The following is a 20,563-nucleotide window of genomic DNA, read 5'->3' on the forward strand; positions in this document are numbered from 1 at the left end:
GCCTGAGGATTGCTGTCCTGGCCACACTATTGGTTTGACATGACGCAATCCGCTCCTGGTCCCGACCGGCTACAAGCCGGCGAATATCCAACAGGAGAACGGTCATGATCGACCATATGGGCATCCGCCCCAAGGAGATCGAAAGCTCGCGTCAGTTCTACGATGCCGCGCTTAAGCCGCTCGGGGTCGCCACTATTATGGAAGTGACGGCCGAACAGACCGGCGGCTATCACGGCGTCGGCTACGGAAAGGACCGGAAACCGTTCTTCTGGCTATCCAGCGATAGCCGCCTCGCGGTCCCGGAGGCTCCAGGCGGGATGGGCATCCATATCGCCTTCGAGGCCGAGAGCCGGGCAGCGGTGGACGGCTTCTACGCCGCGGCGATGGCGCATGGCGGGCGAGACAACGGGCCGCCTGGCATCAGGCCTCACTATCACCCGGCCTATTACGCCGCCTTCGTGATCGATCCGGACGGTGTCAATGTCGAGGCCGTCTGCCACAGGCCGGCGTGAGCCGCGTGCCGGCGTCCCGGCCTAAAGCTTGCCCGGCATCAGACCGGCCAGCCAGTTCACCGAGCGTTTGGCGGCATCGGCGGTCGCGGATGCCGCCCGGCCGAGATCGGTCTTGACCAGGGCGTATCCGTTCCTCGTCCGATAGAGGACGCCGGTTCCGCCGTCGACCACCTGATCATAGGCAAGCGGCCTGGCGGCTTCGGCTTCCATGGACGTCGTCGGCGATCCGACCGACACGCTCGGCCGATGGCTCAATTCCGGAGGCAAGGGGCTTTCGACCTCGACCACTCGGCTGGCGGGCTTGAGTTCAGGGCCCGACGCGGTCGCGGCCAATCGTGTGGTCGAGGCCGATCCCTTGGCGCGGCAGATGCCCGAAACGAGCGGATAGTCGAAATTGCGCTGATGCAGCATCTGGCTTTTCATCGCCGCTTCGCACTCGGCGACGCTCGACCATCTGGCCGGCGTCTCGCCGATATACTCGCAGAGCCTGGCGTCGCAGTCGCAGCCGACGATGGTCATGGCAACAAGGGCGGTCTTGATCACGGTCTTGTCCTTTGGGATGCCCGGAATTGAGACATTCCATCGCTAACAAGGCGGGATTTGGCCGCGATTGTGGAATGAGCGTGGCCGGGCGCTCGAGATGCCCGATCTTTGCGCGACGCGGCCTGAAAGCCTCAGTAATCGCGGACGTGTTCGAGCCTCGTCCGGACTGGATCAACTCCGCCAGCTTGGACAGCGCAGCCGCTTTTTGGTGCACCGACCAACGGCGCCCCTTGCCCCGCAGACGGTCGCGGGCTTCAATGCCCAGCAACGATCGAGCGCTGCATGCTCGGCGCCGGGGAGGGCGGGTCCTGAAGGTCGGGGTGGTCCTCAATCCAATTGCTGGTGGCGGCCGGCTGAAACGGCGCTGGCCTGAGGCCGCCGCCTCGCTGAAAAGGCACTTCGGTGATTTCGAGCTGCGCGAGACGCAGGCCGAGGGCGATGCCGAGAGGCTGGCGCTCGACCTTGCCGCCAGCGGGTTCGACCTGGTCATCGCGGCCGGCGGCGACGGCACAGCCAGCGAGGTGGCCGACGGGCTGTTGCAGGCCTTTCAGGAGAGTGGCCGGACAGTGGAACTCGGCCTGCTGCCCTGCGGCACGGGCATCGATTTTGCGCGCGGGCTCGGACTGCCGAAGGATTTGGATGCGATGCTGCAGCGGATCGCCGAGGCAAAGGCCCGCAGCGTCGACGCCGGGCGCATCTGCTACATCGACGACCATGGCGCGCTGGCCAGCCGCCACTTCATCAACATCGCCAGTCTCGGCCTTTCGGGTGCCACCGACCGCGCCGTCAATGCCGACAAGCGCAAGGGCAGGATGTCGGCCAAAACTCTGTTCCTGTGGCGCACCGTCGTCGAGTTCATGCGCTACCGCTTCCAGGACGTCAGGATCACCATCGATGACGGCACGCCGGTCGAAGCGCGTATGGCGCTGGTGGCGGTCGCCAACGGCAGATTCTTCGGCGGCGGCATGATGATCGCGCCCGACGCCGACCTCATCGACGGCCAGTTCGACATCGTCATCCTGCGGGCGGCGAGCAAGGTGAAACTGATCTGGGACATCCGCCTGCTCTATGGCGGACGGCACCGCAACCATCCGGCCATCACCATCCTGCGCGGCAAGAAAGTGGTGGTCGAGCCGCTGGGGGACGTCGAGAAGAACGGCGCGCTGGTCGACATAGACGGCGAGTCGCCCGGGCGTATTCCCGCGACTTTTGAGATTTTGCCGGGGGCGCTGACGCTGAGATATTGAGGCAACGCGTTGCCAGAGGCGTGGTGCCTCCCACAATGTCGTTATCCCAGGGCGGAGCAGGAGCGAAGCTCCGTCGCGGAGACCCTTGGATCCATGCGGGACCTGCGAGCGCGGTAACGGTGCAGTATTTCTCCACCGTCGAGCCTGTCTGCAGGGTCACGGAATGGATACTCGGGTCAAGCCTGAGTATGACGAATTGATGGCTGGTATCGCTAATTGTCTCGGGTAATGCAGCTTAAACCGAGACGCTGCAGTTCTGATTCAACTGGCTGCGCGAATGATTCCGGATCATTACTCAACATATTGATTTTGCTTGATCGTCAGGCCCGTTCAAATCTCCAGCTTTGCCGGGAAACCAGGAGCTCGCAGGTCGGTGCCAACGGCGTCCTCGAGCAATTTGACGATCTGCGTCGAGCAGGCGCCGCCGCCATAGGCTTGCTTACCCTGCTCGAAAATCGCGTTGACACGTGATGCGAGATCGAGCGGCACGCCGAAATCCCTGCCCATGCCCAAGGCGAAGCCGAGGTCCTTAAGCGCCAGGTCCATGGTGAAGCCGATGTCGTAGGAGCCGTTGAGGACGAGCTGGCTTTCGGTCTCGTGGACGAAGCTGTTGCCGGAGGAGGCAACGATGGCGTGGTAGGATTGGGCGAGGTCGAGCCCGCCCTGCTTGGCCAGCATCAGCGCCTCACCGGCGGCAACGAGATGGATGAAGGCCAGCATGTTGGTAATCACCTTGATCACCGCGGCCGAGCCTATCGGTCCCATCAGGAACGACTTTGCGCACATCGCTTCGATGGCAGGGCGATGACGCTCGTAGAGCGCCGCATCGCCACCGACCAGAGCGGTGATCTTGCCGACTGCCGCCAAATGGACGCCGCCGGTGACTGGGCACTCCAGCGTCTCGACGCCCTTGGCCGAGGCGAGCGCGGCAAGGCGGATGATCTCGTCGCGGCCATTGGTCGACATCTCGATCCAGGTGCCGGCCTTCGGCAGTCCTTCGAGCAATCCACCCGGACCGCCCAACACAGCTTGGCTGACCTTTGGCGAGGGAAGGCAGGTGATGGCATTGCCGGCCTTGCCAGCCGCCTCGGCAGGGCTGCTCGCGGCCATGGCGCCCAGCGCCACAAGGCGCTCGACCGCGTCGGGGTCGCGGTCGAAGACGGTGACGGCAAAGCCTTTGCGGAGCAGGCTTGCGGCAAGATTGCCGCCGAGATGGCCAAGTCCGATAAAGGCGTAGTTTCCGCTCATGGCATCAGAGGCGTCTGCATCATCTGCAGATGCAGGTCCTTGCCGGCGTAGGGATGCGCCTCGCAGACCGCTTCGTCGAGCTCGACGCCAAGGCCCGGTTCCTTCGATGGAATGACGTTGCCGTCCTGCCATTCGATCTTCTTCTTGAGCAGCGTCGCGTGGAAACCGTCCCACTGCTTAAGCGATTCCAGGATGAGGAAATTGGGCAGCGTCACCGCCAACTGGATGTTGGCGGCGCCGACGATCGGCCCGCAATAGCAATGCGGCGCGATCTGGATGTGATAGGCCTCGGCCATGGCGGCGATCTTCTTGGTTTCCAGAATGCCGCCGGAGCGGCCGAGGTCCGGCTGCAGGATGGTGGCCGCGCGGTTCTCGATGACCCGGGCGAATTCGAACTTGGTCGTCAGCCGCTCGCCGGTGGCGATCGGGATCGACGTGCCGCGGGCAACCTGAGCCATCACTTCGGGCATGTCCGGCGGCACCGGCTCCTCGAACCACAAGGGATCATAAGGTTCGATGGCGCGCGCCATGCGCAGCGCGCCGGAGGCGGTGAACTGGCCGTGCGTCCCGAACAATATGTCGGCGCGGGTGCCGACCGCCTCGCGTATGGCCTTCACCATGCGGGCGGAAAGGTCGATGTCGACGAGGCGCGGCTGGTGGCCGTCGAAAGCGGTGTAGGGGCCCGCCGGGTCAAGCTTGACCGCGTTGAACCCCTGCTCGACATATTCGAGGGCGCAGGCGGCGGCGAGATCGGGGTCGTTGTAGACGTTCTTGCCATGCGCGTCCTCGGAATGGACGCTGCCGGTGTGCGGATAAAGGTAGGTGTAGGAGCGCAGCGTTTCATGCACCTGGCCGCCGAGGAGGTTGTAGACCGGCTTGCCGGCCTCCTTGCCGATAATGTCCCAACAGGCCATTTCAAGCGCCGAGAAACAGCCCATGCCGGAAACGTCGGGCCGCTGGGTGAAGCCCGAGGAATAAGCCCGGCGGAAAAAATTCTCGATATCGTGCGGATCGCGTCCAACGAGGTAGCGCTCCGCCATGTCCTCGACCATCCCCGCTGTGACATGGGCGGAGAACGTGGCGTTGTAGGCCTCGCCATAGCCGACCACGCCACTATCGGTGGTGAGCTTGACGAAGATGAAATACTTGCCGCCGATGCCTGGCGGCGGGTTGCCGACAACCCAGGTCTTGACGTCGGTGATCTTCATTTATGGTCCTCCAGAACCAGTTCCGCACCTTTCCAACCGGTCATGATCGAAGCGGCGTTGGTGTTGCCGGTGATGTTGGCGGGAAAGATCGAAGCGTCGATGACGCGCAGGCCTTGGAGGCCGTGCGCCTTCAGGCGCGGATCGACGACGGCGCGTTCGGGATCAGGTCCCATGCGGCAGGTCGAGACGGGGTGATAGACGGTGCCCGAGCGCTTCCTGAAATCGGCGATCAGATCGGCGTCGGAGGTCACCGAGGGACCAGGCAGGACCTCTTCCTCGATGATCTCGGCCATGGCCGGCATCGAGGCGATCTTGCGCACGAACTTTACCGCGTCGAGCATCTCGGCGACATCGGCCTCGGTCGAATAGGCGTTGGCCGTTATCCTGGGATAGTCGAGCGGATTGCTGGACCGGATCATGATCTCGCCGCGGCTCGACGGTCGGCAGTTGGAGAGGCCGATGGAGAAACCCGGCCAAGGGTCGGGCGTGAGGATTGGCCGCTCGCCGCTCTTGGGGATGACGGTCGAGAAGGCCTGGAAATAGAGCTGCATGTTGGGGCGCGCCGCGGCCGGGTCGGTGCGGAAGAAGCCGCCCGCATTGTTCATGGACAGCGACAGCGGGCCCGAGCGCAGAAGGATATATTGCATGCCGACCAGCAGCTTGCCCCACCAGGGGCGCAGGATCTGGTTGAGAGTGGGCAGCCGGCCCTTGAATGTGTAGTTGATGCCGACGTGATCCTGCAGATGCGCGCCGACATTCTCATTGGCGTGGACGACCGGGATGCCCAGGCCGCCGAGCAGCGCCGCAGGGCCGACGCCGGACAGCTGCAGCAACTGCGGGGAGTTGACCGAACCGCCCGACAGGATGATTTCGCGGCCGGCGCGCGCGGATTTCGTCTGGCCATGCTGCTGATATTCGATGCCGACCGCGCGCTTGCCCTCGAACAGGATGCGGGTCGCCAGTGCGTTCATCTCGACGCGGAGATTGGCGCGCTTCATCGCCGGGCGTAGGAAGGCGCGCGCCGCCGACATGCGGCGGCCGTTCCTGGTCGAGATCTGGTAGACGCCTACACCCTCCTGGGCCGCACCGTTGAAGTCGGGGTTGAGCGGAAGGCCGGCTTGCTGGGCAGCAGCAAGATAGCGCCGGGTCAGGGGGTGGACGGCGTCAGAGCAGTCGGTGACATGCAGCGGGCCGCCGATGCCGCGCCATGCATCTGCGCCTGCCTGGTTGTCCTCGAGAGCCTTGAAGGCGGGCAGAACATCGTCGTAGCTCCAGCCCGTGTTGCCCGCCGCGGCCCAGGCGTCGAAATCCTCGCGCGCGCCGCGGATCCAGACCATGGCGTTGATCGAGCTCGATCCGCCGAGCAGCTTGCCGCGCGGCCAGTGATCGGCATTGCCGGCCAGGCCGGGATCCGGTTCGGCCTTGTAGTTCCAGTTGACGGCTGGGTCGAAGAAGGTCTTGCCGTAGCCAAGCGGCATCTGCACGTAGAAGCGGCGGTCGGTGCCGCCGGCCTCCAGCACCAGCACTGAAAAGCGGCCCGAGGCAGACAGCCTGTCGGCGAGGACGGAGCCCGCCGAACCGGAACCGACGATGATGAAATCATAGGTCTGCATGATGGATATGGACGGCTCCGGAAATCAGGCGCCAGCCTAGACGGGGCGCGTTCTCCAATCGCGGCACCTTCCGGCATGGGTTGTGAAAAATGCGACCGACCGGCGCGTTCGGCGACAATGCTGCAAGGCAAGCGATATTGGAGCAAAGCTGGCTGGCGGATTGCGTTGACCGGTCCGCGCCATGGCGGTACGGGATCGGGGCAATCTCGCTTCAAGGATTATTCGCATGGTGCACTACGCGGACGGACGGCCGATCGGTGACCTGACCCTGCGCACGCTGGCCATGCCTTCCGACGCCAACGCGGCGGGCGATATCTTTGGCGGCTGGGTGATGGCGCAGATGGACCTTGCCTGCGGCATCCGTGCGGCCGAACGCGCCAAGGGCCGTGTGGTGACAGCCGCGGTCAAGGAAATGTCGTTCGCCAAGGCGATGAAGATCGGCGACACGCTCTGCATCTACACCCATGTCGAACGCGTCGGCCGCACCTCGATGACGCTCAAGGTCGAGGCCTGGGCGCAGCGCTACCTTTCCGACCTGATGGAGAAGGTAACGCATGCCGATTTCGTCATGGTAGCGCTCGACGGCCAGGGCAAGCCGAAGGCCGTTCCAGCCGAGAGCTGAAGAGCCCACGTTTCTCCCAATTCCCTGCTCTCGGCCCGACGATTGTAACATCGCCCATGCGGGCGATGCGTCGCGCGACATCCGATGGTTTCCTCCCGGGCCTATTCTGGTGGCTACGGGGGAAAACAATGCGTCAACACATACTGAACGGCTGGCTCGTGGCCGCCATGCTCGTCCTGGTTTGCCTGCTCGGCCTCACCGCTTATACGGAAGTCAGGGGAGCGCCTGCGCATATCTCTTGCCTGCATGGCGCTACAGATGCCGGAAAGCCGACCGCGAAGATCGCGGTCGGCGCGGCGACTTGCCGAGGTCTTGAACCAGGGGCCTGAATCGCGCGCCCTTTGTCCTCACAAGCATCCGCGTCGAGACAGCGCCGGCGTGGACCCGGCTCGAACACCACGACGTGGGCTGCGCCGTCGCGTTTCAGGCGTTCACTTGCTGCCAGGCGATGTCTTTCGCAGCGCCGATGGCCTTGCCACGCAAGTGTTTCAGGCATGCATGTCGTCAAACTTCTCGCGCGCTTCCCGTACGCGTTGCGTATTCCGGCGTGCCCATTCGCCAAGGGCGCTGACCGGAACCAGCAATTCATGGCCGAGTTCGGTCAGCTCATAGTCGACGCGCGGCGGTATGGTCGGGAATACGGTGCGGATAACGAAGCCGTCGCGCTCCAGTCCGCGCAATGTCGTGGTCAGCATCTTCTGCGAGATGCCGCCGACAGCGGCGCGCAATTCATTGAAGCGGAGCGGTCCGCCGCCGAGCTTGCCGACGACCAGCACGGTCCATTTGTCGCCTACGCGCTGCAGGATTTCCGATACGGCGCGACAGTCCTCGGTGTTGTGCGGGTGCCTCAGTAACAAAACGGTGCCTCCTTGCGTCGGGAGTTGACAGTATCTCATATAGCGCCGGTATCCAAACGATACCACTGTCATCTGCCCAGGATCGCTTACCAGGAGACTCCCTCATGTCAAAACCCAAGATCGCCATCGTTGTCGGTTCGACACGCGCCGCGCGCTTCGCCGACGTTCCGACCGCGTGGATTGCCAAGATCGCCAAAGCGCATGCCGATATCGATGTCGACGTCGTCGATCTGCGTGATTTTCCGCTGCCGTTCTTCGACGAGGTCGCATCCTCCGCCTGGGTGCCGTCGACGAATGAAGTGGCGCTTCGCTGGCAGAAGAAGGTGGCCGAATATGACGGCTTCATCTTCACCGCCGCCGAATACAACCACGCTCCCACGGCCGTGCTGAAGAATGCTTTCGATTATGCCGCCAATGAATGGAACAAGAAGCCGGCCGGATTTGTGGGCTATGGCAGCGTCGGCGGCGCCCGCGCGGTCGAGCAGCTTCGCATGATTGCAGTTGAATTGCAGATGGCGCCGGTCAAGTCGGCCGTTCACATCGCCTGGGGCGACTTCCTCGCGGTGCGCCAGGTCGAGAAGAAGCTCGACGAGATCGAGCATCTGAACCAGGCTGCAACGGCGCTGATCAACGACGTGGTTTGGTGGGCGAAGGCGCTCAAGACCGCGCGCAAGGCCGACGCTATCGACGAGGAAATCAAGGCGGCCTGATCGGGCCCGATTATCGTCCTCCCAAGGATGTTGGGCGGCGCGTGCGCCGCCCTTTTCAATTACAGCGGTCCAAATCGAAAGCTGGCGTTGTATGTCGGCATAGCCGTCTCGCAAGGAGGTAATGTGCAGGTCGCCAAGAGCGTAGGTCTGATGAATTCGCCCAGCTCGCCTGTTCAGGCCGCCCTCCCGATCTTCCGCGCTCCGTCGAGAAAACCGAGGCCAAGACCCTCAAGCAGCTCGGCTTCGATCGGTCCGTCTTGGCGTTGCTGTCGTCGGCGCCGAAGGGTTGGCCCACGACCACGCGCGGGGGACGTGCTCCGTTGAAGGTCCGCGATGCGGGCAATGGCCTCGGCGACGTCAAGCCCGCGAGCACCTGACAAAGTCATCCTGACGGCACGTCGCTGCCATCTTTCCCGCCGATCCGGAGTTGCCGCGCCGCGCTGGCTCCAGTCATCACGCGCGAGTGACTTGCATAATGCAACTAACGTAGCTAAGAGTCACTTTCATCTTGAAAGAGACCTCGGCCATGGTTGCCAAAACAAGCTTCGAAACACGCCCGTGCCCCATAGCGCGCAGCCTCGACGAGGTTGGAGAGTGGTGGAGCATCCTGTTGCTGAGGGATGCGTTCCAGGGGCTGACGCGCTTCGATCAGTTTCAAAAGAGCCTCGAGATCGCGCCCAACATTCTGACGCGCCGTCTGAACAGCCTGGTCGAGCGTGGGCTGTTCGAAAAGCGCGTCTACTGTGAGCGGCCGCTTCGCCATGAATATGTGCTGACCGCCAAGGCGCGCGATTTTCGCCCGGTGCTCCTCTCCCTGCTTGCCTGGGGCAACAAGCATCTGGCGCCCGAGGGCCCGAGCCTTGTGGTGGTGGACAAGGCTGATGGGCGCTGGGCCGAGCCCGCGCTGGTCGACCGAGAGAGCGGCAGGCAACTCGACAGCGAGAGCTTCACCATGGCGACGACACCTAGGGCCACCGATCGCATGCGGCGGCGCTATCGCTTCAGCAGCGAGGCCTCCGGCCTGCCGCTTATCGACAACAGGTTGGTTGATCAAAGCCGCGAAGAGGCGTTGGGCAAATGAACAAGGTTCTCTCCGCAGCCGAGTTGCAGCCAGCGCAGCCGTCGGTCGTCCAGATTCCCGCGCCGGCCAAAAACTGGCGCAAGCCGTTCGTCATGCTGGGCGCCGCGATCGCGATCGGCGTCGCGGGCTGGTATGGTTTTCAGTGGTGGCAGGCCGGCCGCTTCCTCGTGTCGACCGACGATGCCTATGTCGGCGGCAACGTCACGCCGCTGGCGCCACGGGTCGCCGGGCACATCGATGCGATCCTCGTCGAGGACAACCAGCATGTCGCCGCCGGCCAACTCATCATTCGCATCGACGACCGGCCTTTCAAGGCGGCGGTCGAGCGTGCGCAGGCATCCGTCCAGCAGCAGCAGTCGGCACTCGACAATCTCCGTGCCCAGGTCTCGCTGCAGAATTCGCTGATCGAACAAGCGCAGGCTGATCTCGAAGCCAAGAGTGCCGCCGCTACGTTCACCGCACAGGACGCTCAACGCTATGCGGCGCTGGCCAGCACCAAGACGGGCTCGCAGCAGGACGCGCAGCGAAGTCTCGCCGCCGACGGCCAGGCCAAGGCTTCCGTCGCCGCCGCGCGCGCCGGGCTTGCAGCCGCCAAACAACAGTCCACTGTGCTCAACACGCAAATTGCGGAGGCAACTGCCGCCGTGGCGGCCGCCAGGACCGATCTCGATACTGCCGAGCTCGATCTCGGCTTCACGCAGATCCGCTCGCCCATCGACGGCCTCGTCGGCAACCGGTTGGCGCAGGTCGGCACCTATGTGTCACCGGGCAGCTATCTCCTGACGATCGTCCCGGAGACGGGCCTGTGGGTCAATGCCAATTTCAAGGAGGACCAGCTGCGCAGCATGGCGGACGGTCAGGCGGCGACGGTCTATACCGACATTGCCCCCGATGCGCCGCTCAAGGGTCATGTCACCAGCCTGGGACCGGCAACAGGGGCGATCTTCAGCGTTATCCCGGCGCAGAACGCGACGGGCAATTTCACCAAGATCGTCCAGCGCGTTCCGGTGCGGATCGCCATTGATCCGGACCAGGCGCACAGAGTCGCGCTGCGGCCGGGTCTGTCCACCGTCGTGACTGTCGATACCGGCTCGTACTGAGGACGCCATGCCCAAGCGCGCCGAACCACAATCCTTCATCGCCAGCATCCTGCCTTTCATTGTGATGTGCGTGGGGATGTTCATCGCGCTGCTCGACATCCAGATCGTCGCGTCCTCGCTGCAGGACATTGGCGGCGGCCTGTCGGCGGCGCAGGACCAGATCGGCTGGGTGCAGACTTCCTATCTGGTGGCGGAGATCATCGTCATTCCGCTGTCGGGCTGGCTCACCCGGGTGTTCTCGACACGCTGGCTGTTCACCATCTCGGCGGCCGGCTTTACGCTCGTCAGCATGCTGTGCGGCTTCGCCTGGAGCATCGAAAGCATGATCGTGTTCCGCGCGCTGCAAGGGCTGCTCGGCGCGTCGATGATCCCGACGGTCTTCACCTCGTCGTTCCACTATTTCCAGGGTCCGAGGCGGGTCTATGCGGCCGCGGTGGTCGGCAGCATCGCCTCGATTGCACCGACGCTCGGGCCAGTCATCGGCGGCTGGATCACCGACACGCTGAGCTGGCATTGGCTGTTCTACGTCAACGTCATTCCGGGCACGATCATCACCATCCTCGTCGCCGTGCTGGTCAAGATCGACAAGGCCGACCTATCGCTGCTCAAGGGCGCCGACTATATCGGCATGGCGCTGATGGCGGTCAGCCTCGGTACTGCGGAATATGTCCTGGAAGAGGGATCGCGCTGGAACTGGTTTGACGATGCGACGATCCGCAACGGCGCTATCGTCGCCAGCATCACCATGGTTCTGTTCGTCATCCGCAGCCTGACCTATTCGCAGCCGGTGGTCGACTTCCGCGCCTTCGGCAACCGCAATTTCGCCCTTGGCTGCTTCCTGTCCTTCGTCACCGGCATCGGCATCTTCGCCACGATCTATCTGACGCCGCTGTTCCTCGGCTATGTCAGGGGATACGACGCTTTGCAGACCGGGCTCGCGGTCTTCTCCACCGGTGTCGCGTCGATGGTCGGCGTTCCCGTCTATATCTTTCTGGCCAGGCGCTTCGACACGCGCTGGCTGATGATGTTCGGGCTTGCCTCCTTCGGCGCGTCGATGTGGAGTTTCAGCGCCATCACCAGCCAGTGGGGTGCGGCCGAGCTCTTGATCCCGCAACTGTTTCGTGGCTTCCCGCAGGTCTTCGCCGTGGCGCCGAGCGTCAATCTTGGTCTGGGAAGCCTGCCGCCCGAGCGGCTGAAATATGCCAGCGGCCTGTTCAACACGATGCGCAATCTCGGCGGCGCGGTCGGCATCGCCATTTGTGGCGCGATCCTGAACGACCGCACCAACTTCCATTTCCTGACGATCGCCTCGCATCTGACGCCGCAGAACGAGGCCGCCATGCGGCTGGTCGACAATGTCGCGCTGCGTTACGGCCAGTTGCCCGGCGCCGTCGCCGATGGTCACACCGCTTCGTTGAGGCAACTCTGGGCGCTGGCCTACCGCGAAGCATCGACCATGGCTTACGCCGATGCATTCCTCGCGATCGCGGTCGCCTTCGTGCTTGCGACCGCGCTGGTTCCGTTCCTGCGCAATGTCACACCGAAGGCGCCGCCACCGGACGCTCACTGAGGCGGTCCACCGGACCGGTTCGCGGCGACTGCGGGCAAGGTGAGCTGGTTGCCCACGCGGCTCGTACGCCCGATGACGGCGGCTGCCGCCGTCGAGCGTGGAGAAATCGACAGGGCGGCAAAAAGTTCGAGCTCCGATCATGCGCCCGACCGACGGCGTTGGACCGCCACATGGGCGGGGCTGCCATCTGGCCGCGCCAGTTTGCCCTGATATGTCAGGCTGCGATCCCTCGCTCGAGCAAATCCGTGAAGTCATCCAGCCTGGCCGGCCCAATCTCCCCAACGATCCCGGTGCTGGTCTGCGCGCTTGGCATCTTGATACTGTCGGCTATGGACGCCGCGATGAAGACCCTGGTCATCGCCGCCGGGGTCTACAACACCCTGCTGTGGCGCAGCGCGCTTGCGGCCGTCTGCGCCGGCGCGGGCTGGTCCGTGGGGCCGCGCTCGCGTCCCACGCTCGCCGTCCTCAAACTGCATGCGCTGCGCGCGGTGGTCGCCGGCATTGTCCTGCTGTCCTTTTTCTGGGGCCTTGCCAGGCTGCCGTTGGCAGAGGCGATCGGGCTGAGCTTCGTCGCGCCTCTGATCGCGCTGTTGCTTGCTGCTGTTCTGCTGGGCGAGCGCATACAGCGTCAGGCGATCTGGGCGTCCGCCGCCGGCATTGCCGGCGTTGCGGTCATCGTGGGCGGACAGTTCGGTGATGCTGGCCATACCAGGGACGCCATGCTGGGCACGATCGCGGTGCTGGCCTCGACTTTGTTCTACGCCTACAATCTGATCCTCGCGCGGCAACAGGCGCAGGTGGCCAAACCGATCGAAATCATGCTGTTCCAGAACCTTTGCGTGGCGATCATGCTCGCGCTGGCTGCGCCCTGGCTCGCCATTGTCCTGCCCAGCCGGCTCTGGCTCTTGCTGGCCGGCGTGACGATGCTTTCCCTAGCGGGGCAGTTTCTGATGAGTTGGGCCTACGCCCGCGCCGAGGCGCAGTATCTGATCCCGACCGAGTATTCGGCGTTCATCTGGGCGATCGCGCTCGGCTGGTTCTTCTTCGACGAGGAGGTGACGTGGACGACGCTGACCGGGGCAGGCCTGATCGTGGCCAGTTGCCTGATCGCGGCGCGCTCGAACCCGAAACTTGCCGAACCGATCGAAGCCGCGATGTGAGGTCGTGAGTGGCGTCAGCGCACCGGTTCACGGTGGGCGCTGGGCAGGCGGGTGGCGATCAGCTTGTCGATGCGGCGGCCGTCGAGGTCGACGACTTCAAAGCGCCAGCCCTGCGCGTCTACGCATTCGCCGGTGGCCGGCAGATGGTGCATGTGCGACAGGACGTAACCCGCGACGGTCTCGTAGTCGCGGTTTTCCGGCAGATCGATGCCGAGGATATCGGCCATCTCGTCGGCCTGCATATAGCCGGCGAGCAGCCATGATCCGTCTTCCCGCTTGACGGCATTCTCCTCGTCGCCGGCGTCGGTGTCCGCGCGGAAGACGCCGGTGATGGCCTCCAATATGTCTGCCGGCGTGACGATGCCTTCGAAATGGCCGTATTCATCATGCACCAGCGCCATCGGCACGTCGGATTCCTTCAGCTTCTGCAGCACGTCCAGCGCGTCGGCCTGATCGTAGACGATGGGCGCGGGTCGCACATGCCTGCTTGGGTCGAGCGGGCGCCCGGCGAGCAGCGCGGCCAGCACGTCGCGGGTCTGCACGACGCCAACCATCACGTCGACGCCGCCATCGCCAGCCGGCAGGCGCGAATGCTGGGTTTCCATCAGGAGCTTTCGGATAGCGTTTTCGTCGGATTGCAGATTGATCCAGTCGACCTCGGTGCGCGGCGTCATCACCGCGCGCACGGCGCGGTCGCCAAGCCGCATGACGCCGGCGATCATGCGCCGTTCGTCCGATTCGATGGTGCCGTGATGCTCGGCCTCGGCAACCAGCATCTTGATTTCCTCGTCGGTGACTTTCTCTTCGCTTTCGCCGCGCTGGCCAAGCAGCCACAATATGGCGCGGCCCGAAAAATCGAGCAGGAAGACAAGGGGCGCCGAGACGGTGGCAAGGATCGTCATCGCCGGAGCGGCTCGCACCGCGACGCGCTCCGGATCGCGCAACGCGATCTGCTTGGGCACCAGTTCGCCGACTATCAGCGAGAAATAAGTGATGACGGCGACGACGATGCCGACGCCGAGCGGATCGGCGAGCGTCTCGCGCAAGCCGGTCGAGCCCAGGTATCGGGCCAGTCGCTCACCCAGCGTGGCGCCGGAGAAAGCGCCGGAAAGGACGCCGACGAGCGTGATGCCGATCTGCACCGAGGACAGGAACTTGCCGGGGTTCGAACCGAGTTCGAGCGCGCGGCCGGCGCCGTTGATGCCGCGGTCGATCATCGCCTTCAGCCGGGCCGGACGCGAGGAAACGATGGCGAGCTCGGACATCGACAAAAGGCCGTTCACGCAGATGAGGACGACCACGATGGCAATTTCGAGATACAGCATGGGGGCTCAATAGCATTGCGGCGCGGTTTTCGAAAATAGTTCGCCATGATTTTTGGAGAATCACAGCCCAGCCCTCAGGGGGCTTCGCATGTTCCCACCAAGAAACATCGCCGTTTCAATGCAGACCTGTGGCTACCCGAGGCGTCTCATTGCGTCGGCTTCAATATGCCGATCAAGGCCTTGCCGTCGGTGAAATAGGGATCGCCGCCACCATTGCGGCCGGTCTCGGTGGCGCCGATGCCGGCGATGACGCTTGTCGATGCCAGTAGTCCGGCTGCCTGAAGGTCGTCGATGAGCAAGTCCCGTTCTGCATCGATGTCAAGGCCGATATGGTGGGTAATGGCGCCGGTGTCGCGGCTCAGCCCGACGCCGCGATCGAAGCTGGCCGAGCCGAGCCATAGCGGCCGGCCGTCATCACCGGTCGCAGCGGTGCGCCAGAAGCGGACATGATGACGCCGGTCGGCGCTGTCTCCGACCGGCTTTTCGAAGGCGAGATCCTGGGTGCGGTCTTCGAAGAGCAACGCGCTGACCGGCGCGTCGGGATAAGGGTGGTTGAACAGGACGCTTTCGCCGATCTCGATCGCTGTCTTCAAGGTCACCGCGTCGGCTGTGTCCCACTTGGCGATGGCGAAAGCGTGGATGACTTCCTTCTCTGTACCGACAAGGCCGACATTGATCGGATCGCCGGGAATGCCTTGCGGCGTGTGCGTCACCATTTCGAAGCCCTGGTCACGGAAGCCGCGATCGCGCAACGTCCAGAATTCCGGCGCGGCGACATAAGCGAGCGCCAGCCAGGCCACCAATAAGGCGGCCGCCCAGATCGTTGCTCGCCGCCGAAAGCTTCGCTGGCTCATCTTCCCCTCGAACCGTCGCATTATCTGTCACCCCGGGAACCGCGAAATCAATGGCGAGCGTCGTATCGCCAGGCTATCATCGGCAATCGTTTTTGCGCGGGGGGCTGCAATGGAACGGAAGGCGGCAGGTAGCAGGTCAATGGCGTTGACCGCCGAGCTTGTGTCGCGGGTGGAGCGCGTCGAGCCAGATCCTGGGCCGGAACCTGGGACCAGCGAGCACACGGATGCGCAATACGATGAACTGGTCGATCAGCTGCTTTCGGACTACCGGCCCGAAACGCTGTGGGTCTTTGCCTATGGTTCGCTGATCTGGAACCCCGAATTCGCCCATGTCGAACAGCGTCTGGCGACGGCGCCGGGGTGGCATCGCTCGTTCTGCCTGAAACTGACGCGTTGGCGCGGAACGCCGGACCTGCCCGCCTTGATGCTGGCTCTGGACCGGGGCGGCAGCTGCAACGGCATTGCTTACCGGCTGCCAGACGAAGATCATTTTGGGCAGCTCGGCCAGCTGATGCGCCGGGAAATCGATGCGAACCCACCAACCAACGTGCCTTGCTGGATCAATATCAGGACAAAGGAAGGGCCGCTGCGTGCCTTGGCGTTCGTCGCGGCGCCCGGCGGCAGGGCCTATGCCGGACGGCTGCCGCTTGAGGAGGTAGCAGACACCCTGGCCCGGGCCGCGGGACATTGGGGCTCGTCGGCGCAGTATCTGTTCCGCACCGTCAGCATGCTTGAGCAAAGTGGCATCCGGGACAGGAACCTCTGGCGAATCCAGGATCTGGTGGCGCGGCAGATCATGGCTTCAGGCCCCAGCGGCGATCCGGCCTGATCTCCGGCTACCGGCAGGCGCGGTAGCCGCTCTTGCGGTTCTTGATGTCGAAATGGAAATGGTTGCGGTGATCGTAATTGTAGCCAGGCCCCAGAACAGTGGTGAAATACTGGCAGCCATCGGCGCGCACATTGTTGAGGAAGCCGCGGGTGCGGAAGGCAAACAGGCCGGGCTTGCGAACGTCGATGTCGTCGCCATTGTTGAGCTCAATGCTCATGACGTCCAACGCATTGCCCTTGCCGTGCTCCGACAGGACGCCTTCACCGGCAATGTTGCGGCAGGAATAGCTGGAGCCCTGATGGATGGTCCTGACGCCGGAAAAATATCGCCAACGGGCGGAAGGTACGAGTTCGTTCTTCGTCCAGCCGGCGAAGGTGGCGGCCATGTCGCAGGTCAGTGTGGCGGCGGGCTTCATCTGGATGCCGCCGATGGACGTGACTTTGACCGGATGGTCGATGCCGCACTGACCTTCATGGATCGGCGCCATGTCCGTATACGCCACATCCATCCTCTTGAGCTGCTGACGGCAATCGATCTCGCTGGCCGGCATCTGTTCGACCGGCGACATCGGCTCGTCCATGCGGGGATAGGCGGCCTGCGTCATATAGGGGTTGGACGGGACAAGCTTCTGCATTCCGGTATATTGAGGGACGGTGGAGGTTTGCGTGCCGACGTCGACGGCAGGCTGCAGCGAAAGCACGCTGCCGGTGTTGCAGGCCGAAACCGTCACGAGGGCAAGGCCGGCACCCGCCATGGCCAGGGCTTTCGACTGGCGCGCGGCGGCGCAAAAGACGTCGCGTAGTTTGCCCGACATTGTGGAATCCCATTCCAGATGTCCGGTATTTTAACGATCAAGGGTAAAGGAAAACTCAGCGGGCGCGTTCATGCCTGCGGCCGAATTGCGGCGAGATCACTGGCAGAAGGTGCCGCCGTTGCGGCGCGGCTCCAGATCGAGATGGAAATGCAGGGAGTGATCGGCATCCGCGCCTGGTCCGAGGACGGTCTTGAAGGGCCCGCAGGCCGCCTTGCGCACGGCGTTGAGGAATTTTGCGTCCTTCTCAGGTGGCGACGGGCCGACCTCTATCGTCTTGCCGTCCGACAGGGTGAAGCTGGCGATGTCGAGCGCGTTGCCGAAGGCGTGCTCCGACAGTTTCCTCGTGCCATGGCGGGGACGGCAGACGAAGGCCGATGCCTGGCGGATCGATTTCAGATCGGCGCCGAATTCGGCTTTCGCCGCCGGTTGGATGACATCGGCCGCAAACCGCGCCGCCGCCTCGGCCATCTGGCAATTCAACTCCGTCCCGGAACCGATCCCGATCGAGCCGCCCAGCGTCTTGACGATCAGGGGATAGGGGATGGAACAGCCGATTTCGGGATTGCTCTCCGCCTTGTGCTCCTCGAACTGGACGCCGAGCCCCTTGAGGCGTGCACGGCAGGCGACCTCTTCAGCGGGCATTTCTTCGTCCGGCATATCCGCCGAGCGCGGGTCGGGGAGCATTTTCTTCTCGCCGGTATCGGCAGGCTTTGGCGGCGGTTGCGGGGTGACCGTGGGCGGCTGCGCCCCGGATTGGGGGACATCTGGATGAGCGGGTGTGGCGGTCTCCGGGCCTTGGGGTTCGGTAATGTCGGGCCTCGGCGTCGGCAGAGGTATGATTTCAGCCGGTTCCGGTTCGCTTTCCGTATCGGCTGATGGCGCCGGGGCTGACGGCGCCGGCTGCGCCTGCTCTTGCCGATCGATCTTTTGTTCAGGTTCGGGTTTTTCTTCCTCGGTCCTTTCCGGCGCGGGGGTGGGCGTCGGGATGACCGTTGCTGGTTCCTTCTTCGCGGCATCGTCTGCCGTTGGCGTGTCTGGACGCTGCTCGGGCACCGGCACAGTGGCGGGAACCGGCGGCGCAATGACGCCAGACGATGGCGCCGGGGGACCCTGCATTTTCGATTGTACTTGGTGTGGCTTATGTCGGTGGCCGGCGCGAGACCGCGGCCGCTGCTTGCTTCTCGGCTTCAACGGCTGGTCGGCCCTTTGCGTAAGCGGCTGCGCCAGCGGCCTGTAGTGCCCATGCCGATGTCTGGCGTCTGCAGGCGCGACCAGCGCCGCGGTAACGGCGATGGCAAATAAGATCCTGCAGATCCGGAAAAAGGCACACCCCATGTCCGACAACGGCGCGCGCGCCAGGAGGTTGCCTCCGTCCCATCACGAACCGTAAACGCGGCGTCACGCGCCGATCTGCTCCAGGCCTTCCTCCAACAAGTCGGCGAGCAGCGGCATGCCGAGCAGGTACTTTGCCGTGTACCTGTTGCCGCGCTCGCGCGCCGCCGACACGGCGTCGCTCCATTCGGCAGCGTCGTAGTCGCCGCGGCCCAGCCAGGCCAGCGCTATCAGTTCTGCCGCCTCGTCCACGTTGAGGTCGTTGATCAGTTCGCGCAGTTCTTCCTCGGCCAGATTTTCGGAGCTTTCCTCGGCAAGCCCGTCATGGTGATGGCTGACATGGGATTCAGCGTCGAGTTCCACCTCGTGCTCGGCGCCATCGGCGTAATCCTCATTGATCGCGGCGCTCAGACCCTTGGCCTTGAGAATGAACAGGCGCACGGTATCGGGACCGATCGAGAGCTCCCAGTCTTTTTCCAGCCGCCTCTGCACAGGCCGTCTCCCATCAGGTCGTCTCCGGATGATAGCGGATTTGCCGCGCGCCCGTCACCTGATGTTCTACCAGGTGCTTTTGCGGGATGAAACGCGTGCCGGCCAGCGTTAGTGTTGCATTCCCACCCCCCAAGGAGGCTTCAATGCATAAAAGAGTGCTCATTCAGGCAGCCGCCGCGCTACTTACGCTGCAGCTCTTTGCCGTGCCGGCGTTTGCCGCGGGCGGCGATAGTTCCGGCGGGGGCGGCGGTAGCGACCAGACCGTGACGAAATGCAAGAAGGGCGAAGTCTGGGACAAGAAGAAGAAAAAGTGTGTCGCGCCTCAGGAAGGAATGCTCGACGACGACAGCATCTATGATGCAGGTCATGCGCTGGCGATGGCCGGGCGCTATGACGAAGCGATCGCCGTGCTCAGCCTCGCCGCCAACAAGCAGGACCCGCGCATCCTCAATTATCTCGGCTATTCGCACCGCCATTCCGGCCGTGTCACCGTTGGCCTCGGCTATTACGAGGAGGCGTTGCGCATCGACCCGGACTACACGCTGGTACGCGAGTATCTCGGTGAGGCGCATCTGCAGATCGGCGACCTGGCCGGCGCACAGCTGCAATTGAAGGAAATCGAGAAGCGGACCGGCAAGGGTTCGCGCGAATACGGCATGCTGGCGGAGCAGATCGACCATTTCATGAGGAGCTGAACAGGCTCACAGCGCTCCATGATGCGGCCGCGAGCGATCGCGGCCGTTTTTCTGCGTGCCATCGGATGAAAGCTGGAACGATTTTCGCGAAACCAACTTTTGGACGTGAAAAACCCGGAAAGATTGCTATATCTTGGGAAATTGTGGTGAAGCGGTTCCGTTAGGCCGAGGCTGGCGGGCCGTTTTCTTTTTTACCATCGAGAGAAGGCTTTCCCCGAAACGCGGGGGTGGCAGCAGGAAAGGTCAGGCATCATGAACAAGGTTCCGATGACAGGCGAAGGGTTCGCGTCATTGAAGGAAGAACTGCGCTGGCGCCAGCAGGAAGAGCGGCCGCGCATCATCGAGGCGATCTCCGAGGCGCGCTCGCATGGCGACCTGTCAGAGAATGCCGAATACCATGCCGCCAAGGAGGCGCAGAGCCTGAACGAGGGCCGCGTCAATGAGCTCGAAGACTATATCGCCCGCGCCGAAGTGATCGACGTCAGCAAGCTCAGCGGCGACAAGGTCAAGTTCGGCGCCACCGTGGTGCTGGTCGACGAGGACACCGAAGAGAAGAAGACCTACCGTATCGTCGGCGACCAGGAGGCCGACGTGAAATCCGGCCGCATCTCCATCTCCTCGCCCATAGCGCGCGCGCTCATCGGCAAGGAAGTCGGCGACGCCATCGAGGTCAACGCGCCTGGCGGTGCCCGGGGGTATGAGATCGTCGAGGTTCAGTTCATCTAGGGTCAGTGTCCGGGCTGGCTAGGTT

Annotated in this window: 21 protein-coding genes; 11 read left to right on the forward strand and 10 right to left on the reverse strand. The window is 63.7% G+C overall.

The annotated features are described in order from the left end of the window. Window positions 1–104: 104 nt before the first annotated feature. Window positions 105–512, forward strand: a complete 408-nt coding sequence (locus LB513_RS22265; RefSeq protein ID WP_224665685.1) for a VOC family protein — start codon at window positions 105–107, stop codon at window positions 510–512. 21 nt (window positions 513–533) lie between these two features. Here LB513_RS22265 and LB513_RS22270 read toward each other — a convergent pair whose 3' ends face one another. Next, the gene (locus LB513_RS22270; protein ID WP_224665686.1) at window positions 534–1,055 is read right to left on the reverse strand and encodes a hypothetical protein; all 522 of its coding nucleotides are present in this window, start codon (window positions 1,053–1,055) and stop codon (window positions 534–536) included. 308 nt (window positions 1,056–1,363) lie between these two features. Here LB513_RS22270 and LB513_RS22275 point away from each other — a divergent pair, with 308 nt between their 5' ends. After that, on the forward strand, window positions 1,364–2,302 hold the full coding sequence (locus LB513_RS22275; protein ID WP_318011209.1) for a diacylglycerol kinase family lipid kinase: 939 nt from the start codon (window positions 1,364–1,366) through the stop codon (window positions 2,300–2,302). Window positions 2,303–2,632: 330 nt separating this feature from the next. Here the strand turns inward: LB513_RS22275 and LB513_RS22280 are convergent, their stop codons facing one another. Genes LB513_RS22280 through LB513_RS22290 form a run of 3 tightly spaced genes read right to left on the reverse strand, consistent with a single transcriptional unit; the run spans window position 2,633 to window position 6,371 of the window. Further along, the gene (locus LB513_RS22280; RefSeq protein ID WP_224665688.1) at window positions 2,633–3,550 is read right to left on the reverse strand and encodes an NAD(P)-dependent oxidoreductase; all 918 of its coding nucleotides are present in this window, start codon (window positions 3,548–3,550) and stop codon (window positions 2,633–2,635) included. Continuing rightward, window positions 3,547–4,758: a mandelate racemase/muconate lactonizing enzyme family protein gene (locus tag LB513_RS22285; protein WP_224665689.1), complete on the reverse strand. Its 1,212-nt coding sequence runs from the start codon at window positions 4,756–4,758 to the stop codon at window positions 3,547–3,549. Before LB513_RS22285 ends, LB513_RS22280 begins: the two co-directional genes overlap by 4 nt. Then, window positions 4,755–6,371 carry a GMC family oxidoreductase gene (locus tag LB513_RS22290; RefSeq protein WP_224665690.1) on the reverse strand — a complete coding sequence of 539 codons (1,617 nt, stop codon included), beginning with the start codon at window positions 6,369–6,371 and terminating at the stop codon, window positions 4,755–4,757. Before LB513_RS22290 ends, LB513_RS22285 begins: the two co-directional genes overlap by 4 nt. 226 nt (window positions 6,372–6,597) lie before the next feature. Here LB513_RS22290 and LB513_RS22295 point away from each other — a divergent pair, with 226 nt between their 5' ends. Continuing rightward, window positions 6,598–6,993 carry an acyl-CoA thioesterase gene (locus LB513_RS22295; RefSeq protein ID WP_224665691.1) on the forward strand — a complete coding sequence of 132 codons (396 nt, stop codon included), beginning with the start codon at window positions 6,598–6,600 and terminating at the stop codon, window positions 6,991–6,993. Between the two features lie 488 nt (window positions 6,994–7,481). Here the strand turns inward: LB513_RS22295 and LB513_RS22300 are convergent, their stop codons facing one another. Beyond that, complete coding sequence (locus tag LB513_RS22300) at window positions 7,482–7,850, reverse strand: winged helix-turn-helix transcriptional regulator (RefSeq protein WP_224665692.1); 369 nt, start codon at window positions 7,848–7,850, stop codon at window positions 7,482–7,484. Between the two features lie 104 nt (window positions 7,851–7,954). Between LB513_RS22300 and LB513_RS22305 the strand changes: the two genes are divergently transcribed. The 5 genes from LB513_RS22305 to LB513_RS22325 all read left to right on the forward strand — a co-directional run bounded on the left by LB513_RS22305 (window position 7,955) and on the right by LB513_RS22325 (window position 13,471). Then, entirely contained in the window at window positions 7,955–8,560 is a 606-nt protein-coding gene (locus LB513_RS22305; RefSeq protein ID WP_224665693.1) for an NADPH-dependent FMN reductase, read from the forward strand. 526 nt (window positions 8,561–9,086) lie between these two features. Beyond that, complete coding sequence (locus LB513_RS22310) at window positions 9,087–9,641, forward strand: winged helix-turn-helix transcriptional regulator (RefSeq protein WP_224665694.1); 555 nt, start codon at window positions 9,087–9,089, stop codon at window positions 9,639–9,641. After that, window positions 9,638–10,741 (forward strand): HlyD family secretion protein, encoded by a 1,104-nt coding sequence (locus LB513_RS22315; RefSeq protein WP_224665695.1) that lies wholly within the window; start codon window positions 9,638–9,640, stop codon window positions 10,739–10,741. The genes LB513_RS22310 and LB513_RS22315 overlap by 4 nt, the downstream gene beginning before the upstream one ends. 7 nt (window positions 10,742–10,748) lie before the next feature. Further along, on the forward strand, window positions 10,749–12,311 hold the full coding sequence (locus LB513_RS22320) for a DHA2 family efflux MFS transporter permease subunit (RefSeq protein ID WP_224665696.1): 1,563 nt from the start codon (window positions 10,749–10,751) through the stop codon (window positions 12,309–12,311). Window positions 12,312–12,556: 245 nt separating this feature from the next. Further along, entirely contained in the window at window positions 12,557–13,471 is a 915-nt protein-coding gene (locus tag LB513_RS22325; protein ID WP_224665697.1) for a DMT family transporter, read from the forward strand. Window positions 13,472–13,485: 14 nt separating this feature from the next. On the opposite strand, the gene LB513_RS22330 is transcribed toward LB513_RS22325, so the two are convergent. Beyond that, window positions 13,486–14,796, reverse strand: a complete 1,311-nt coding sequence (locus LB513_RS22330; RefSeq protein WP_224665698.1) for a hemolysin family protein — start codon at window positions 14,794–14,796, stop codon at window positions 13,486–13,488. 146 nt (window positions 14,797–14,942) lie between these two features. Beyond that, entirely contained in the window at window positions 14,943–15,650 is a 708-nt protein-coding gene (locus LB513_RS22335; RefSeq protein WP_224665699.1) for an LssY C-terminal domain-containing protein, read from the reverse strand. Window positions 15,651–15,789: 139 nt separating this feature from the next. On the opposite strand from LB513_RS22335, the gene LB513_RS22340 reads away from it, so the two are divergent. Next, the gene (locus LB513_RS22340) at window positions 15,790–16,479 is read left to right on the forward strand and encodes a gamma-glutamylcyclotransferase (RefSeq protein WP_224665700.1); all 690 of its coding nucleotides are present in this window, start codon (window positions 15,790–15,792) and stop codon (window positions 16,477–16,479) included. 7 nt (window positions 16,480–16,486) lie between these two features. Here the strand turns inward: LB513_RS22340 and LB513_RS22345 are convergent, their stop codons facing one another. From LB513_RS22345 to LB513_RS22355, 3 genes are all read right to left on the reverse strand, one after another. Then, window positions 16,487–17,293, reverse strand: coding sequence for an extensin family protein (locus LB513_RS22345; protein WP_224665701.1), 807 nt, complete (start codon window positions 17,291–17,293; stop codon window positions 16,487–16,489). Between the two features lie 96 nt (window positions 17,294–17,389). Beyond that, entirely contained in the window at window positions 17,390–17,977 is a 588-nt protein-coding gene (locus LB513_RS22350) for an extensin family protein (RefSeq protein ID WP_224665702.1), read from the reverse strand. 714 nt (window positions 17,978–18,691) lie between these two features. Beyond that, a complete protein-coding gene (locus LB513_RS22355; RefSeq protein WP_224665703.1) occupies window positions 18,692–19,117 on the reverse strand; it encodes a DUF3775 domain-containing protein in 426 nt (141 codons plus the stop codon). A 143-nt stretch (window positions 19,118–19,260) separates the two neighbouring features. On the opposite strand from LB513_RS22355, the gene LB513_RS22360 reads away from it, so the two are divergent. Together LB513_RS22360 and greA are read left to right on the forward strand one after the other, a co-directional pair. Further along, on the forward strand, window positions 19,261–19,812 hold the full coding sequence (locus LB513_RS22360; protein ID WP_224665704.1) for a tetratricopeptide repeat protein: 552 nt from the start codon (window positions 19,261–19,263) through the stop codon (window positions 19,810–19,812). Window positions 19,813–20,064: 252 nt separating this feature from the next. Next, on the forward strand, window positions 20,065–20,538 hold the full coding sequence (gene greA, locus LB513_RS22365) for a transcription elongation factor GreA (RefSeq protein WP_224665705.1): 474 nt from the start codon (window positions 20,065–20,067) through the stop codon (window positions 20,536–20,538). Window positions 20,539–20,563 lie beyond the last annotated feature (25 nt).

Origin of the sequence: Mesorhizobium sp. ES1-1 (assembly GCF_020164785.1) — a bacterium.
Taxonomy (GTDB): Bacteria; Pseudomonadota; Alphaproteobacteria; order Rhizobiales; family Rhizobiaceae; genus Mesorhizobium.